This window comes from Tritonibacter horizontis (genome assembly GCF_001518015.1).
GTDB lineage: Bacteria > Pseudomonadota > Alphaproteobacteria > Rhodobacterales > Rhodobacteraceae > Epibacterium > Epibacterium horizontis.
Window position 1 is genome coordinate 1 of record NZ_LPUY01000056.1, and the last position, 15,715, is coordinate 15,715.

Consider the following 15,715-nt stretch of genomic DNA (forward strand, 5'->3'; position numbering starts at 1 on the left):
TCCCCCATCAGCCCCCTCACGGCGCCCCGGCCAGTTGGCGCAGGCCTACAGCCGTTCAATCGCCACCGCGATGCCCTGGCCACCGCCGATGCACATGGTGATGATTGCCCGCTTGCCGCCGGTCCGCTCCAGCTCATACAGCGCCTTGACCGTGATGATCGCGCCGGTGGCTCCGACAGGATGGCCCAGCGCGATCGCACCGCCATTGGGGTTCACCTTGGCCGGATCCAGCCCCAGCACCTTGTTCACCGCCAGGGCCTGCGCGGCAAAGGCCTCATTCGACTCGATCAGATCAAAATCATCCGCCGTCATGTCAATCCGCTTCAATAGCTGCTCGACTGCGGGGATCGGACCGATGCCCATGACCTCCGGACGGACACCGGCATGGGCATAGCCAAGGATACGCGCCTTTGGTTTCAGACCGGCCCTCTCTGCCGCATCTGCCCGCGCCAGAACCAGCGCGGCGGCGCCGTCATTGATCCCGGAGGCATTGCCAGCCGTCACCCGACCATCTTTCTTGAACACGGCCCGCAGCCCGGCCAGCGCCTCCAGCGAGGTTCCCTTGGGGTGTTCATCGACCTCAAAGGGCACCATGTCGCGTTTCACACGCACATCGACCGGCACGATCTGGTCGCGGAAATACCCCGCCTCGATGGCGGCGGCGGCGCGGGTCTGGCTGGACAGGGCAAAGGCATCCATGTCTTCGCGGGTGATTTCGTTCTCATCAGCGACGTTTTCCGCCGTGACCCCCATGTGACCGGTGCCAAAGGGACAGTTCAGCGCCCCCAGCATCATGTCGAGCGAGGCCACATCGCCCATCTTCTGACCCCAGCGGGTCGACGGGGTGATGAATGGGCTGCGCGACATGCTTTCGGCGCCGCCGGTCAGCGCAAACTCCGCGTCCCCAAGCATAAGCGCCTGAATTCCAGACACAATCGCCTGCGCGCCCGAGCCGCAAAGCCGGTTCACATTCATCGCAGGCGTGCTGTCCGGGACACCGGCCTGCATCGCCGCCACCCGCGACAGATACATGTCGCGCGGTTCGGTGTTGATCACATGGCCGTAGACGACCGTGCCGATCTGTGCCGGCTCCACCCCGGCCCGCTCCATTGCGGCCTGCGCCACGATGGTGGCAAGATCAATCGGCGGCGTCGCCGCCAACGACCCGCCAAAGGTCCCGATTGCGGTACGCGCGCCATCCAGAATCACGATATCCGTCATGTCTTTCTCCTCATGTTCGTCCCGCCCACTATGCATTCGCAGAAACGCCCTGTCGCGCGCTACGTCCCGTCATTGACAGGCTGCACACACCACGCCACTACTCCGTTATGACGGACACGACAGACGATATCCTGACCCTTTTGCCCGCCCGCCTGAAAGAGGCACGTCGCGCGCAGGGTCTCAGCCTGGAGGCGGTGGCCAACCTCTCCGGGGTCAGCCGCTCGATGGTGAGCCAGATCGAACGGGGCGAAAGCTCTCCGACCATTGCGACACTCTGGAACCTCACCCGCGCCCTGCAGGTGGACTTTGCCGGCCTGCTGGAAACCCGCGATGCCGAGGACCGGGTCGAAGTGCTGCGCGCGCGTGACGTGCCGGTGATCGACAACAAGATGGCCTATTGCAGCATCGCCATCCTCTCGCCGCCCGAAGACGTCGGCGGTCACGAGGTCTATGACATCCGGTTTCAGCCGGACGGCGCCCTGGTTAGCGCCGCGCATGGGCCCGGAACGGTCGAACATCTCACCGTGCTGGAAGGGACTGTCGTGGTGACGTCCGGCACCGCAAAAGACTACCTCTATCCCGGTGATACCGCGCGCTATGCCGCTGATGTCGGACATGCGATCATGGCACCAGAAGGCGCCGCGCGGGTGTTCCTGATCGTCAAGACCGGCAAGCCAAGGCCCCATGATGGCCCGCCGCCCCCACCGGGGGACGCCGCAAAAGACGCACCTGTGAAAAATCCGTAATCACGGAATTTTTTCCACTAAACCGTAATTTCCATCTTTACGGACACATATCCACTATGACAGACTTCCGGAAACAACCGGAGTCGTGCTCATGTCCAATGCCTTTCTCAGCCACATCAGCGATACCCTGACGCAGATTGATGCCGACGGCCTGTACAAGCGCGAGCGTATGATCACCTCGCCACAGGGCGGCGAAATCCGGGTGAGGGACCGCGCGGTCATCAACCTCTGTGCCAATAACTATCTCGGTCTGGCCGATCATCCAGCGCTGATCTCCGCCGCCCAGGAGGCCATGACGACCAAGGGCTATGGCATGGCGTCGGTCCGCTTCATCTGTGGCACTCAGGATCTGCACCGGGCGCTGGAACAGCGGCTCGCGCAGTTTCTCGGCACCGCGGATTCGATCCTTTTTGCGGCCTGTTTCGACGCCAACGGCGGATTGTTCGAACCCCTGCTTGGGCCAGAAGATGCCATCGTCTCTGACAGTCTCAACCATGCTTCGATCATTGACGGCATCCGTTTGTGCAAGGCCCAGCGCTATCGCTACGCCAACAATGACATGGCGGATCTGGAGGCACGGCTGAAAGAAGCGCGCGCCAAGGGCGCCCGGCATATCATGATTGCGACGGATGGGGTGTTCTCGATGGATGGCACCCTCGCCAAGCTGCCGGATATCCGTGAAATTGCCGACCGTTACGACGCCATTGTGATGGTGGATGACTGCCACGCCACAGGGTTTATGGGGCCACGCGGCGCCGGCACGCCGGATCATTTTGGTGTCGGGATCGACATTCTGACCGGCACTCTGGGCAAGGCGCTGGGCGGGGCGATTGGCGGCTATATCGCGGGTCCGCAGCCGGTGATCGACCTCTTGCGGCAACGGGCCCGGCCCTATCTGTTTTCCAACGCCCTGCCGCCTGCGGTGGTTGCCGCCGGGATTGAGGCGATCCGGCTGGTCGAAGAGGGCGCCGCGCTGCGGACACAGTTGTTCGAGAACACCAAATTCTGGCGTGCCGGGCTGACCGAACTCGGGTTTGATCTGTTGCCCGGCGAACATCCGATCATTCCGGTCATGCTGGGCGACGCCAAACTGGCGCAGGAAATGGCAGCACGTCTCTTTGACGAAGGCGTCTATGTCTCCGGTTTCTTCTTTCCGGTGGTGCCAAAGGGCCAGGCCCGTATCCGCACCCAGATGAATGCCGCCCTGACCCGTGACGAACTGACCCGTGCCCTCGGCGCGTTTGAGCGGGTCGGCAAGGCCTGTGGAGTGATCTGACATGAGACCTAACACGATGAAAGCCCTGGAAAAATCAAAGCCCGAACCGGGGCTTTGGATGGTCCAGGCGCCGGTGCCGGACATCGGCCCGGACGAGGTGCTGATCAAGGTCAACACCACCGGTATCTGTGGTACCGACATCCACATCTGGAACTGGGACGACTGGGCCGCGCATACCGTTCCCGTGCCGATGATCACCGGCCACGAGTTTGCGGGCGAGATCGTCGAGATCGGCCGCGATGTCACCGGGCTGTCGATTGGCCAGCGCTGCTCTGGCGAGGGGCATCTGATCGGCAAGGACAGCCGACAATCCCGGTCCGGCAAGTTTCACCTTGATCCCGGCACCCGTGGCATCGGCGTCAACGAACAGGGGGCCTTTGCCCAGTATCTGCGGCTGCCCGCCTTCAACGTGGTGCCGCTGCCCGATGATATCCCGGATGAAATCGGCGCCATCCTCGATCCGCTTGGAAATGCGGTGCATACGGCGCTGAGCTTTGATCTGCTGGGCGAGGATGTGCTGATCACGGGGGCAGGCCCCATCGGCATCATGGCCGCCGCCGTCGCGCGCCATGCCGGCGCGCGCCATGTGGTGATCACCGATGTGAACCCGGACCGACTGGCGCTGGCGACCGAGGTGGCCAAGGTGCGCGCGGTCAATGTCGCGCAGGAGGATCTGAACGACGTCATCCACGAACTGGGCCTGAAACAGGGGTTCGACGTCGGGCTGGAGATGTCAGGCAGTCAGGCCGCCCTCGACCAGATGGTCGAAGCCCTGGTGATGGGCGGAAAGATCGCCCTGCTGGGGATTCCGCCCGGAAAATCTCCGGTCGATTGGTCCCGCATCGTGTTCAAGGCGATCACCCTCAAAGGCGTCTATGGCCGCGAGATGTTCGAGACCTGGTACAAGATGATCGCCATGCTGCAAAATGGCCTCGATGTGAGCCGGGTGATCACCCATCGGTTCGCCGTTGACGACTTTGCCGCGGGATTTGCCGCGATGAAATCCGGTCAGAGCGGCAAGGTGGTGCTGCACTGGACCGGCGGCTGAGCCGCCGCCCAAGACGCGCCCCAAACGCGCCCCCGACCCGACCGAAAAAGGCAGGCCGCCGGGCGCACCGGGGCCTGCCGAGTTGGGGATGAACTACGCACTGTGGCGTGCGACGCAGCGCCCCCGGTCAGGGAACCGGCCCGCGGGAGGACGCGGAGAAGACCTGCAATCGCCACCGCTCCACCATACAACCATCACGCTAGTAAACTCAATAACGCTCGCGCATAATGACGGCGCGTTTTTTCAGCTGCCGGGTTCAAGTCTGACGCGTCCCCCGGGCGTCAGGCACCAGGACTCACGTCCCTCAAACACCACCGGTACCAACGTGCGCCCGTAGCCCGCGCCACAATCGATATCGACCCGATTGCCATAATGGACGGGATGATCCTCGGCGGTATGGCCATGCACAACCAGCCAGGGGTGTTTCCTTGGATCGTCGAGAAAGCCCTGACGGATCCACAACAAATCCTGCTCTTCCTGGTCTGCCAGGGCGACAGCGGGGCGAATACCGGCATGCACGAACAGCAGGTCTCCGGCCTGGTGATAATGTGGCAGGTCGGCGAGGTAATCCAGATGCGCGGGCGGCACGGCGGCGCGGGCGGCAGCATGGATGTCCCATTTCCGGTCGCGGGGCCCGCATTCCACACCATAGGACGCCAAGGTCGCGCCCCCTCCGATGCGGTCGTTCAGGTAATAGAGCTCCACCGGCAGATAGGGATCTTCGCGCGGGAAGGGTTCCATGAACCAGGTGAACATGCGGTCGTGGTTGCCCTTGAGACAGGTCCAGTTGCGCCCCTCCGCCTGGCCCCGCATCAACCGGTCGATCACCCCCCGGCTGTCAGGGCCACGGTCGACATAGTCGCCGACAAAGACAATTTCAGCCTCCGGCCCGCCATCCGCAGCGATCAGCTCCAGCGCGCGTTCCAATTGGCCGGTTTGCCCATGGATGTCACCGATGGCGTAGATTGGTTTGGTCATAACAGGTCTTCTTTCACATTTTATGCCATTTCAGCACGTTTTCAGCTAACATACGGACGCACTAGCGGCTTGTTCCGGCAAACAATGTCAAACGGGGCACCACGGACAAGGCGAAAAGCCCCATGTTTCAGGGAAAGAGTTTATTATGAAGGGAATTTCATTCGGGTTTATGACACTGGCCGTTTGTATAAGCATTGTTGGTATGGTGTGGGGCATCCAGATGGCCGCATCCAAGAACCATCTGCTGGCCAACGCACATGCACATCTTAATCTGATCGGCTGGGTCGGGTTCGCAATTTACGGAACCTATTACCACATCGTCCCCGCAGCGGCGCAGGGCCTGTTGCCGCGCATTCACCTGGCCCTGTCGGTTGTGGCAGTGGGCACCATCGCCCCCGGTATCGCCATCGTTCTGAGCGGCGGCACCGACGGGTTGGCGATTTTGGGCAGCGTCCTGACGCTGGCCAGTGCCATCCTGTTCCTGGTGATCGTCTTGCGCAGCCGCGCCAGCTGACCGAAAAACGCGGGCCCGCACATGGCGCGCCCGCGTTGATCGTCATCGGTGGTTCACACCCGGTCAGGCGACGTCGAATTCCAACGGCTTGATCTGGGTGAAAAGACCGGTTTCCGCCAGTTTCGCCCGGGCCTCTGCCGGCACCGGCGCATCCACATAGAGCAGCGCGATGGCCTCGCCGCCAACAATGGCGCGACCGAGGGTAAAGTTGGCGATGTTCACGTCCATATCGCCCATGGTGCGGCCCAGCGCACCGATGATGCCCGGCTTGTCGTTGTTGGTGGTGTAAAGCATGTGCTGACCCACCTCGGCGTCGATGTTGATGCCCTTGATCTGGATGAACCGTGGTTTGCCATCCGAGAACACGGTGCCCGCGACAGAGCGTTCCCGCTTGCCCGTCACCACCGACACCTTGATATAGCCATCAAAGGCACCGGATTTGTCCTGATTGGTGGTGGAGATCTGGATGCCGCGCTCTTTGGCGACGACCGGGGCCGAAACCATGTTCACGTCCGGGTTCACGTTTTTCATGATGCCGGCGATGACAGCGCAGTTCAGCGCCTCGAGGTTCATGTCGGCAACCACACCGTCATACAGCACATTGATCGCGGTGATCGGCTCGTCCGAGAGCTGGCCCGCGAAAGAGCCAAGGTGATCGGCCAGCTTGATCCAGGGGCCCATGACCTTTGCCTCTTCGGCGGTGACCGATGGCATGTTCAGCGCATTTTCGACCGCACCGGTCAACAGGTAGTTGGCCATCTGGTCCGCCACCTGAAGGGCGACGTTTTCCTGTGCTTCGGTGGTGGCCGCGCCCAAATGCGGGGTGCAGACCACGTTGGGCAGGTCAAACAGCGGGTTTTCCTTGGCCGGCTCCACCGAGAAGACGTCAAAGGCCGCGCCCGCCACATGGCCGGATTTCAGCGCCTCTGCCAGCGCCTCTTCGTCGACCAGACCGCCACGGGCACAGTTGACGATGCGCACCCCTTTTTTGGTCTTGGCGAGGTTTTCACGGCTGAGAATGTTCTTGGTCTGATCGGTCAGCGGCACATGCAGGGTGATGAAATCGGCGCGGGACAGCAGCGCGTCCAGCTCGACCTTCTCGACCTGCATTTTCTTGGCCTTTTCTTCCGACAGGAAGGGATCATAGGCCACGACCTTCATTTTCAGGCCACGGGCGCGGTCGCAGACGATGCCACCGATATTGCCCGCACCGATCACGCCGAGCGTCTTGCCGGTCAGCTCGACCCCCATGAATTTCGATTTCTCCCATTTGCCCGCATGGGTCGAGGCAGAGGCCTCAGGGATCTGACGGGCGACCGCGAACATCATCGCAATGGCGTGTTCCGCCGTTGTGATCATGTTGCCGAAGGGCGTGTTCATGACAATGACACCCTTCTTGGAAGAGGCTTCCTTGTCGATATTGTCGGTGCCGATGCCGGCGCGGCCGATCACCTTGAGGTTGGTCGCCGCCTCAAGAATGGTGGGCGTCACCCGGGTGGCGGAGCGGATGGCAAGGCCATCATACTGACCGATGATCTCGGCCAGCTTGTCCTTGTCCTTGCCCACGTCGGGCAGGAAATCCACGTCGATGCCGCGATCGCGAAAGATCTGTACGGCGGCGTCGGACAGTTTGTCGGAAATGAGTACCTTGGGGGCCATGGTCTTGGTCCTTTGTCTGCGGGGGCCGGAGGGCGGCCTGAAAAGGGGGGAAGTCTTGCCCGACGTCGCCGCCGGGCAGTCAGGATCAACGCTGTGCGGCGATCTCGGCCTCAAAGGCCCAGGCGAGCCAGGGCAGCATTGCCTCGATATCCGAGGTTTCGACCGTGCCACCGCACCAGATCCGCAGACCGGCGGGCGCGTCACGATAGGCGCCAATGTCCAGCGCGATGCCTTCGGCCTCCAGCCGCTTGGCCACCGCCTTGGCAAAGCTCGCGCCATCGGCGATCCGCTTGTCGGTGAACTTCAGGCAGACAGAGGTATTGGAGCGTGTCGCCGGATCCGCCGCGAGGTTTTCGATCCAGTCATTGGCATAGGTAAAGGCATGGATCGCCTCGGCATTAGCATTGGCGCGACCGATCAGCCCCTGAAGGCCACCGACCGAACGGGCCCAGTCCAGCGCAAAGAGGTAGTCTTCGACCGCCAGCATGGACGGCGTGTTGATCGTCTCGCCACGGAACACGCCGTCGATCAGCTTGCCCCCTTTGGTCAGGCGGAAGATCTTCGGCAGCGGCCATGCCGGGGTGTAGCTTTCCAGACGTTCAACGGCCCGCGGGCTGAGCACGATCATGCCATGCGCCGCCTCGCCGCCCAGCACCTTCTGCCAGGAGAAGGTGGTCACGTCGAGTTTCTGCCACGGCAGATCCTGGGCAAATGCGGCAGAGGTCGCATCGCAAATGGTCAGCCCGTCGCGGTCATCGGCGATCCAGTCACCATTGGGGACTTTCACACCGGATGTGGTGCCGTTCCAGGTAAATACCACATCATGCGCGGGGTTCACAGTCGACAGGTCGACAATCTCGCCATAGTCGGCGGTCTTCACCTCGGCGTCGATTTTCAGCTGCTTCACCACATCGGTGACCCAGCCCGCGCCAAAGCTTTCCCAGGCGATCATCTCGACCTTGCGCTCACCGAGAAGGTTCCAGAGCGCCATTTCGACCGCGCCAGTGTCCGACGCCGGCACGATGCCGATCTTGTACTCGGCGGGGATGCCCAGAATCTCGCGGGTGCCTTCGATGGCGGACAGGAGTTTTTCCTTGCCGACAGCAGCGCGATGGCTGCGACCCAGAGGCGCGCCAGCGAGTTTTGACAGGTCAAATGTGGGGGGTTTGGCACAGGGGCCAGAAGAAAAACGCGGATTGGCCGGCCGCGTTGCCGGTTGTTCAATAGCCATTTATGCTATCCTTCCAGATAAGCGCCCCTCGTTGGGGAGGGGTGTCCCGCCGACACCGATATGCGGGCGCTTGATTCCGTGCAACTGCAAAAATTGCTCAATTGCGTCGCTTTGGCAAAATAATGCGACTCCGTGTGACGCCAATCGGAAACTTTGCCCTGCGTTTCCCTGGCCTCTGGCGCGTCTGACACGCGCCGGTTATGAGAGGGCAACCCGAATGCCACCGGAGCAACCTCATGTTCGTCGCCACGCTGCTCGTGAATCCTGCCACCCCGACGCTGGAGCCCAGCCTGGTCGAGTCGCTCCGGAATGCCTGGGGCGGCGGCGAGGCCGACTGGCTGAACCCCGGCATCGCTGCGGAGTTCACGCTGCAAACCCTGCCCGACAACCGCTGGGACGTCTGGGCCGACCTGCAGAAGATGGCCGTCGATCTGGTGGTGCAACCCGCAGAGGGACGCCGCAAGAAGATGCTGCTGGCGGATATGGATTCCACCATGATCCAGCAGGAATGCATCGACGAGCTGGCTGATGAGGCCGGCGTCGGTGCCCGGGTCAAGGACATCACCGCCCGTGCGATGAACGGCGAGCTGGATTTTGAGGGCGCGTTGACCGAACGGGTCGGCCTGCTCAAAGATCTGCCCGAAGCCGTTATCGCGCAGGTTCTGGACACTCGCATCACCTATATGCCCGGCGGCAACACGTTGCTGGCGACGATGAAGGCAAACGGCGCCTATGCGGCGCTGGTCTCTGGCGGCTTTACCGCCTTTACCACCCGGGTCGCGGCGGTGCTTGGGTTCGATGAACACCGCGCCAATACGCTGATCGTGGCCGACGGCAAACTGACCGGCGCGGTCAGCCGTCCGATCCTGGGTCGCGCAGCCAAAGTCGAGGCGCTGGAACAGATCACCGCCCGCCTTGGCCTGACAGACGCCGATGTTATCGCGGTCGGGGATGGCGCCAATGACCTTGGCATGCTGGGCCGGGCCGGCGCGGGCGTTGCCCTGCACGCCAAACCCACCGTTGCGGCGGAATGCGACATCCGCATCAACCACGGCGACCTGACGGCGCTGCTTTATGTTCAGGGCTATGGCCGGGACGCGTTCAAAGGATAAGGCCACAGATGTTCGAAGTGACTTTCGAGGTCCTGCTGCTGTTGATGCTGGCAGGATTTGCCGCTGGTTTCATCGACGCGGTGGCGGGCGGCGGCGGCCTGATCACCGTGCCGGTCCTGCTGATTGCCGGTGCCAACCCGGTGACCGCCCTGGCCACCAACAAGATCCAGGGCCTGTTTGGCGCAGCCACCGCGGCGCTCTCTTATGCGCGCGGCGGCCATGTGGATTTTCGCACCCAATGGGGATCGGCGCTGATCGCCTTTTTCGCCTCCATCGCCGGGGCGCTGCTGGTTTCGGTGCTACCCGTCGATCTGATCCGCTATGCGTTGCCGGTGCTGCTGATCGGCATCGCGGTGTTTTTCGCCACCAAGAAAGGGCTGAACGACGTGGACCGCGCCCGGCGGATGTCACCGGCAGTGTTTGCCGTCACGCTGGTGCCGCTCTGCGCCGCCTATGACGGGCTGCTTGGTCCGGGGGCGGGCAGTTTCTATATGCTCGCCTTTGTCGGGCTGGCCGGTTACGGCGTGCTGAAAGCCACAGCCCACACCAAACTGCTGAACTTCGCCTCCAACGCCGGGGCGCTCTGTGCCTTTGCCGTGGTGGCGACGCCCTGGTGGTTTACCGGCCTCGCGATGGGGCTCGCCCAGATTGCCGGTGCGCAGGTCGGGGCCGGTTTGGCTCAAAAGAAGGGCGCAAAGATCATCAAGCCATTGCTGGTGCTGACCACCATCACGCTGGCGGCAAAACTGATCTGGGACATGACCTGACCCCCACCCCGTGACTGTTGCTGATTCGACGAAAACCGGCCTACCCTTCCGGCGACGTCATCAAGAACGCATTCAGTGGGAGGACCTTCATTGCCACAGTTCATTTTCGCCTATCATGGCGGCAAAGCGCCCGAGACCCCCGAAGCACAGGAAAAGGACATGGCCGCCTGGATGGGCTGGTTCAACGACATGGGCGATGCGGTCGCCATCCCCGGCAACCCCGTCGGCCTGTCCAAGACGGTCAGCGCCAGCGGCATCGTCGACAATGGCGGTGCAAACCCGTTGTCCGGGTTCACCGTGGTCGAGACCGCCACCATCGAAGAGGCCTGCGCCCTCGCTCAGGGCTGCCCGAGCGTTATTGATGGGTCCGGCACCGTCGAAGTGGCCGAAATCATCGAACTCGACATGTAGATTTGACGGGGCCGACGCCGATCAGGCGCGGGCCAACAGTTCTGCGGCGGGGCGCATCTCGCCGCAGTGGATACCATTCCAGTTGGTGATCGGCGCGTTGAGATAGGCCTTGGCCGACGGGCTGTTCTTGTCGAGCGCCCCCAGGCGGACCAGCAGCGCGGCAATGGCGCATTCCGCAGCACGCGTCGCCCCATCCACCACCTTGAGGGCAATGCCCAGTTCCTGCTCCGGCAGGATGGCGACAAACACGCCCTCGGCACCGGTCTTGACCGCGACCTTGCCGCCCATGTCACGCATCAGCGCCGTACAGGCCCGCCCCTCGCCGGCCACAAGCTCCGGGTGGGCGGCCATGGCGCTGCGCAGGGCAACAGCGGCCTCATCCTCGCGCCCGCTGCGCCGATGCGCCGAGGCAAAGCGCCCCATGGCGCGGGCCAGTCCGGTCACCGTGCAGGCAAAGTTGGGCGCCGAACAGCCGTCGATACCATAGGTCGGACTGTCTTCGCCGGTGCTGTCCTCAAACGCAGCGCGACAGGCCTGCTGCACCGGGTGGTCGCTCTCCACATAGTCCGGCCCGGCCCCGAGATGCTGCGCCAGTGTCAGGAAACCTGCGTGTTTGCCCGAACAATTGTTGTGGATCTGACAGGGGCTGTCATCCGATTTGATCAGCGCGTGCAGAACCTCGGTGTCGCGGGGCATCTGCGCACCGCAGCGCAAATCCCCTGCGCCCAGATCAAGCTGGTCGAGCCAGTCCCGGACCCGGTCCACATGGATGCGCGCCGCGTTATGAGACGCACAGGCCAGCGCCAGCTGTTCGCTGGTCAACCCATAGCGCGCAGCCGCGCCCGAGGTCAGCAACGGCAAGGCCTGCAGCATCTTGCATGAGCTGCGCGGATAGATCAGCGTCGCCGGATCGCCCCAGCCCTGCACCACCTCGCCGGCGCCATTGCAGACCACCGCATGGCCCAGATGCAAGCTCTCCAGCAGCGTGCCGCGCCAAATCTCGGTCAGGGGGGCGGCGGTGGCAGTCAGGGAGGGCTGGGACATCAAAAGGCTCGTTCGATCAGGAAAGTTTGCGCCACCAGACATCGGAACGGGTGGGTTTTCAAGGAAAAGGCGGCGAAATCCTGCCAAACTGGACATTTGCGCATGGCCCTTGTTTCGCTAATATGCTTGTGTCACGCATCATGAGATGCGGACAAAGACAGTGTACAAAACACTGCGAAGGCCGTGGGACACTAAAGACAAGAAGTCTTGGAGGCGGGACGAATGGCATTGAATTTTCGTCGCTTGGCAGGCGCGCTTTTGCTGGTTGGCATGGCCACCTCCGCAGGCGCACAGCAGGCAACAACCGAAAACCGCGTCGGCGCACATGTGGATTGGAGCGTCTTTGAGGAGACCTCTCCGCGCGAGTGCATCGCGGTATCGGCACCAAAGGAAATGGTGAACACACGGGATGGCCGCGTCGTTGCCGTGCGGCGCAGTGAAATCCGCCTGTTTGTGTTCTTCAGGCCCGACAATGAAAACAAGGGCCAGGTTACCTTTACCGGCGGCTATCCCTTTGCGCCCGGCTCGACCGTCAACATGACAATCGGCGATGCCGAATTCGAGCTTTTCACCGAGGGCGAATGGGCCTGGCCGGCCACACCGACCGACGACACGAAAATCATCACCGCCATGAAACGCGGCACCGATGCGGTGCTGACGGCGCGTTCGTCCCGCGGGACGCAAACACAGGATACGTTTTCGCTTCTGGGCTTTACCGCTTCGATCGAAGACGCGGAGAAACGCTGCGCGGGCTGATCCTGCCGGACAGATCCCTCCTGGCGCGCACCGGGATTATCAAACGGCGGGGCCTTGGCTGCGCCGTTTTTCTTTGGCACCGGCCGGGTCACGGGCCATGCGGGCCACGCATGCCCGATAGCCGATTCACCGATTTCCAGAGTTTCCTTTTGATCTTGCGCCAATCTCCTATATAGAGCCGCATCCACCTGACACTTTTCTCCAAGCCAGCGAGTCCCGTCTCATGACAGCCTCAGCGCCGATTACCCAAGATGTCCTGACCCTGCCCCGCAAGGTGCCGGAGGGGGACAAGATCAACCTCGTCGGTCTGACGCGGGACCGTATGCGCGAGGTGCTGATCGAAAACGGCACGCCGGAAAAACAGGCCAAAATGCGGGTCGGTCAGATCTGGCAATGGATCTATCAATGGGGCGTGCGCGATTTCGCCTCGATGACCAACCTTGCCAAGGGCTATCGCGCGCAGCTGGAAGAGCTGTTCGAGATCCGCATCCCCGAGGTGGTGTCCAAGCAGGTGTCGACCGATGGCACCCGCAAGTATCTGGTGCGGATCGCCGGCGGTCACGAGGTCGAGGTGGTTTATATCCCCGAAGACGACCGGGGCACGCTGTGCATCTCGTCGCAGGTGGGCTGCACGCTGACCTGCACCTTCTGCCACACCGGCACCCAGAAGCTGGTCCGCAACCTGACCCCGGCCGAGATTGTCGGCCAGGTGATGATGGCGCGGGACGATCTGGACGAATGGCCCACCCCCGGCGCGCCCAAGGACGAAACCCGGCTGCTGTCCAACATCGTCCTGATGGGCATGGGCGAGCCGCTTTATAATTTCGACAACGTGCGCGATGCGATGAAAATCGCGATGGACCCGGAGGGGATTTCACTCTCCCGCCGGCGCATCACCCTGTCGACCTCTGGCGTGGTGCCCGAAATCGCCCGCACGGCCCAGGAAATCGGCTGTCTGCTGGCAATTTCCTTCCACGCGACCACGGACGAGGTGCGCGATGTGCTGGTGCCGATCAACAAACGCTGGAACATCGAAACGCTGCTGCAGGCGCTGGCTGATTATCCCAAGGTGTCGAACTCCGAGCGGATCACCTTTGAATATGTGATGCTGGACGGGGTGAATGACAGTGACGAGGATGCGCACCGGCTGCTTGATCATATCAAGAGCCACAAGATCCCGGCCAAGATCAACCTGATCCCCTTCAACGAATGGCCCGGCGCGCCCTACAAACGATCCTCGAACAATCGCATCCGCGCCTTTGCCAATATCATCTATCAGGCAGGCTATGCCTCGCCGATCCGCAAGACGCGGGGGGATGACATCATGGCGGCCTGTGGACAGCTGAAATCCGCAACAGAGCGCGCCCGCAAGAGCCGCCGCCAGATCGAAGCCGAAGCCGGCGTCACCAAGTAACCCACTCAGCCCCGGCAATGGCCGGGGCGGTGGTGCAATCAGAAGATAAAGTGATCGTCGGTCAAGGTTTTGGTGAAATCCGCCAGCCGGATGTCATAGTCGCTCTCGGATGCGGTGAACGAAATCACCGTATGTTTGCGCCCGGTCTCGATGGTCAGATCCTCGATGCTATCAAGGGCGAAATCAAACCACGACACATCGATCACATCCTTGCGCCGGTTGAAATCCTTGATCACATCGACGCTGTCGAGGTCGGCATAGGTAAAGACAAACCTGTCCGCGCCTGCGCCGCCGAACAGAACATCACGGCCGCGCCCCCCGTACAGAGCATCGGCGCCCTTGCCGCCATTCAGCAGGTCATTGCCGCCGTCGCCATACAGCGTGTCCGCGCCGTTTTCACCATACATTTTGTCACGGTGATAGCCGCCGGTCCCCGCAGAACCGAAATCGCCAAACAAGAGGTCTGATTTGTCCCCGCCAAGCAGACGGTCCCTGCCAGAGCCGCCATAAAGCGTGTCGTCCCCATTGTCGCCATAGAGCACATCCTGGCCGCCTCCCCCACGGAGGGAATCGCCGCCGCCGCCGCCATGCAGCCAGTTCCGCTCCGACCCGGAATACCCTGAACTGCTGGTGCCTGCATAAAGAACGTCGCTGCCAAGGCCGCCGAACAAATGGTCACGACCAAGGCCACCGGTCATCGTGTCATCACCGTTCCCGCCATGAAGCGTGTCATTTTGGTTTTGGCCGACGATACTGTCTTCTCCGCCCAGACCCTTCATCAGGGATCTGTGGTACGGGGCAAGAATGACGTCATCGCCCTGGGTCGCGACCACCCGGACATGCCCCGCGGGCATCGCCTCGATCTGCCAGCCGTCAAAATAATCCGCCTTGCCATAGATATGCTGCAGCGCCTGGATATCGAGCGACTTGAGGGATTGCGAATAGGACGAGCCAGAGGTGTAGGACATCACCGTGTAGTCTTGATGATCCATTGCCGAATCGAGGGTAAAATCGCCGTCGTGCGGATGCTCCAGACCGACGGCATGGCCGATTTCGTGCAACAAGACCTGAAATTCAAACCGCCCGGGGGAAACGTTATGCCCGACCCCGCCGCTGAGCTCCATCACAAGATCGCCCTGATCCGCGGTCGTCGAAAGGACCCATGGATAATGCGCCCACCCGGAATAACCATCGAGGTCATTTGCACCAAAAAGGTTGATCATTGCCCGCCCCTCGACCTCGACAAAGGTCAGGCCTGCGGCTGCCGCATATTTCTGGATGGCCAATCTGGCGTAATATTGCTGGGTTGCGCCGAAGGCCAGATACCGATCCGCCCCATAGGGATCGCCATTCGGATTGGGCAACTGGAACGTGTCGGGGAAATTGTAGGTAATAATCGCGCCGGTACCAAGGCTCTCGTTCGCGTTCCACCGCGATGCGTAATATGTCTCGTAGGCAAGAAGCGCCCGGTAATCACTGACAATGGTCATTCAAAATCCACAGCAAACAGAATTCAACCAGAAGTATCAACGACGCGC

At 62.0% G+C, this 15,715-nt stretch carries 15 protein-coding genes; 9 read left to right on the top strand and 6 right to left on the bottom strand.

Translation table 11 applies throughout. From position 1 onward, the window contains the following. Positions 1 to 45 precede the first annotated feature (45 nt). On the bottom strand, positions 46 to 1,221 hold the full coding sequence (locus TRIHO_RS09410) for an acetyl-CoA C-acyltransferase family protein (protein ID WP_068242378.1): 1,176 nt from the start codon (positions 1,219 to 1,221) through the stop codon (positions 46 to 48). 107 nt (positions 1,222 to 1,328) lie between these two features. Between TRIHO_RS09410 and TRIHO_RS09415 the strand changes: the two genes are divergently transcribed. The 3 genes from TRIHO_RS09415 (at position 1,329) to tdh (ending at position 4,291) form a co-directional block, all read left to right on the top strand. Further along, entirely contained in the window at positions 1,329 to 1,967 is a 639-nt protein-coding gene (locus TRIHO_RS09415; protein ID WP_082705087.1) for a helix-turn-helix domain-containing protein, read from the top strand. Between the two features lie 91 nt (positions 1,968 to 2,058). Continuing rightward, on the top strand, positions 2,059 to 3,243 hold the full coding sequence (locus TRIHO_RS09420; RefSeq protein ID WP_068242380.1) for a glycine C-acetyltransferase: 1,185 nt from the start codon (positions 2,059 to 2,061) through the stop codon (positions 3,241 to 3,243). 16 nt (positions 3,244 to 3,259) lie between these two features. Then, positions 3,260 to 4,291 (top strand): L-threonine 3-dehydrogenase, encoded by a 1,032-nt coding sequence (tdh, locus tag TRIHO_RS09425; RefSeq protein ID WP_068242382.1) that lies wholly within the window; start codon positions 3,260 to 3,262, stop codon positions 4,289 to 4,291. A gap of 243 nt (positions 4,292 to 4,534) precedes the next feature. Here the strand turns inward: tdh and TRIHO_RS09430 are convergent, their stop codons facing one another. After that, positions 4,535 to 5,269 carry a metallophosphoesterase family protein gene (locus tag TRIHO_RS09430; RefSeq protein WP_068242383.1) on the bottom strand — a complete coding sequence of 245 codons (735 nt, stop codon included), beginning with the start codon at positions 5,267 to 5,269 and terminating at the stop codon, positions 4,535 to 4,537. Between the two features lie 220 nt (positions 5,270 to 5,489). On the opposite strand from TRIHO_RS09430, the gene TRIHO_RS09435 reads away from it, so the two are divergent. After that, positions 5,490 to 5,783, top strand: a complete 294-nt coding sequence (locus TRIHO_RS09435; protein ID WP_232367751.1) for a hypothetical protein — start codon at positions 5,490 to 5,492, stop codon at positions 5,781 to 5,783. Between the two features lie 63 nt (positions 5,784 to 5,846). On the opposite strand, the gene serA is transcribed toward TRIHO_RS09435, so the two are convergent. Both serA and TRIHO_RS09445 read right to left on the bottom strand, forming a co-directional pair. Further along, positions 5,847 to 7,442 (bottom strand): phosphoglycerate dehydrogenase, encoded by a 1,596-nt coding sequence (gene serA / locus TRIHO_RS09440; protein ID WP_068242387.1) that lies wholly within the window; start codon positions 7,440 to 7,442, stop codon positions 5,847 to 5,849. A gap of 85 nt (positions 7,443 to 7,527) precedes the next feature. Next, positions 7,528 to 8,673, bottom strand: coding sequence for a phosphoserine transaminase (locus TRIHO_RS09445; protein WP_068242389.1), 1,146 nt, complete (start codon positions 8,671 to 8,673; stop codon positions 7,528 to 7,530). Between the two features lie 236 nt (positions 8,674 to 8,909). Between TRIHO_RS09445 and serB the strand changes: the two genes are divergently transcribed. From serB to TRIHO_RS09460, 3 genes are all read left to right on the top strand, one after another. Continuing rightward, a complete protein-coding gene (gene serB / locus TRIHO_RS09450) occupies positions 8,910 to 9,785 on the top strand; it encodes a phosphoserine phosphatase SerB (RefSeq protein WP_068242391.1) in 876 nt (291 codons plus the stop codon). Positions 9,786 to 9,793: 8 nt separating this feature from the next. Next, the gene (locus TRIHO_RS09455) at positions 9,794 to 10,552 is read left to right on the top strand and encodes a TSUP family transporter (RefSeq protein ID WP_068242393.1); all 759 of its coding nucleotides are present in this window, start codon (positions 9,794 to 9,796) and stop codon (positions 10,550 to 10,552) included. A 90-nt stretch (positions 10,553 to 10,642) separates the two neighbouring features. Next, complete coding sequence (locus TRIHO_RS09460; protein ID WP_068242395.1) at positions 10,643 to 10,963, top strand: YciI family protein; 321 nt, start codon at positions 10,643 to 10,645, stop codon at positions 10,961 to 10,963. A 21-nt stretch (positions 10,964 to 10,984) separates the two neighbouring features. Here TRIHO_RS09460 and TRIHO_RS09465 read toward each other — a convergent pair whose 3' ends face one another. Then, positions 10,985 to 12,007, bottom strand: coding sequence for an asparaginase (locus TRIHO_RS09465; protein WP_068242434.1), 1,023 nt, complete (start codon positions 12,005 to 12,007; stop codon positions 10,985 to 10,987). Between the two features lie 222 nt (positions 12,008 to 12,229). Here TRIHO_RS09465 and TRIHO_RS09470 point away from each other — a divergent pair, with 222 nt between their 5' ends. After that, positions 12,230 to 12,763: an invasion associated locus B family protein gene (locus TRIHO_RS09470; RefSeq protein ID WP_068242396.1), complete on the top strand. Its 534-nt coding sequence runs from the start codon at positions 12,230 to 12,232 to the stop codon at positions 12,761 to 12,763. A 223-nt stretch (positions 12,764 to 12,986) separates the two neighbouring features. Continuing rightward, on the top strand, positions 12,987 to 14,177 hold the full coding sequence (gene rlmN, locus TRIHO_RS09475) for a 23S rRNA (adenine(2503)-C(2))-methyltransferase RlmN (RefSeq protein ID WP_068242403.1): 1,191 nt from the start codon (positions 12,987 to 12,989) through the stop codon (positions 14,175 to 14,177). A gap of 38 nt (positions 14,178 to 14,215) precedes the next feature. Here rlmN and TRIHO_RS24300 read toward each other — a convergent pair whose 3' ends face one another. Beyond that, a complete protein-coding gene (locus TRIHO_RS24300; protein WP_068242405.1) occupies positions 14,216 to 15,667 on the bottom strand; it encodes a M10 family metallopeptidase C-terminal domain-containing protein in 1,452 nt (483 codons plus the stop codon). Between the last annotated feature and the right edge of the window lie 48 nt (positions 15,668 to 15,715).

Excerpts from the sequence above, each read along its gene's own strand:
- TRIHO_RS09470 (WP_068242396.1), top strand. The coding sequence starts at position 12,230 with ATGGCATTGAATTTTCGTCGCTTGGCAGGCGCGCTTTTGCTGGTTGGC.
- TRIHO_RS09410 (WP_068242378.1), bottom strand. The coding sequence starts at position 1,221 with ATGACGGATATCGTGATTCTGGATGGCGCGCGTACCGCAATCGGGACC.
- TRIHO_RS09415 (WP_082705087.1), top strand. The coding sequence starts at position 1,329 with ATGACGGACACGACAGACGATATCCTGACCCTTTTGCCCGCCCGCCTG.
- TRIHO_RS09435 (WP_232367751.1), top strand. The coding sequence starts at position 5,490 with ATGGCCGCATCCAAGAACCATCTGCTGGCCAACGCACATGCACATCTT.
- TRIHO_RS09455 (WP_068242393.1), top strand. The coding sequence starts at position 9,794 with ATGTTCGAAGTGACTTTCGAGGTCCTGCTGCTGTTGATGCTGGCAGGA.
- serA (WP_068242387.1), bottom strand. The coding sequence starts at position 7,442 with ATGGCCCCCAAGGTACTCATTTCCGACAAACTGTCCGACGCCGCCGTA.
- serB (WP_068242391.1), top strand. The coding sequence starts at position 8,910 with ATGTTCGTCGCCACGCTGCTCGTGAATCCTGCCACCCCGACGCTGGAG.
- rlmN (WP_068242403.1), top strand. The coding sequence starts at position 12,987 with ATGACAGCCTCAGCGCCGATTACCCAAGATGTCCTGACCCTGCCCCGC.
- TRIHO_RS09420 (WP_068242380.1), top strand. The coding sequence starts at position 2,059 with ATGTCCAATGCCTTTCTCAGCCACATCAGCGATACCCTGACGCAGATT.
- TRIHO_RS24300 (WP_068242405.1), bottom strand. The coding sequence starts at position 15,667 with ATGACCATTGTCAGTGATTACCGGGCGCTTCTTGCCTACGAGACATAT.
- TRIHO_RS09445 (WP_068242389.1), bottom strand. The coding sequence starts at position 8,673 with ATGGCTATTGAACAACCGGCAACGCGGCCGGCCAATCCGCGTTTTTCT.
- TRIHO_RS09430 (WP_068242383.1), bottom strand. The coding sequence starts at position 5,269 with ATGACCAAACCAATCTACGCCATCGGTGACATCCATGGGCAAACCGGC.
- TRIHO_RS09465 (WP_068242434.1), bottom strand. The coding sequence starts at position 12,007 with ATGTCCCAGCCCTCCCTGACTGCCACCGCCGCCCCCCTGACCGAGATT.
- tdh (WP_068242382.1), top strand. The coding sequence starts at position 3,260 with ATGAAAGCCCTGGAAAAATCAAAGCCCGAACCGGGGCTTTGGATGGTC.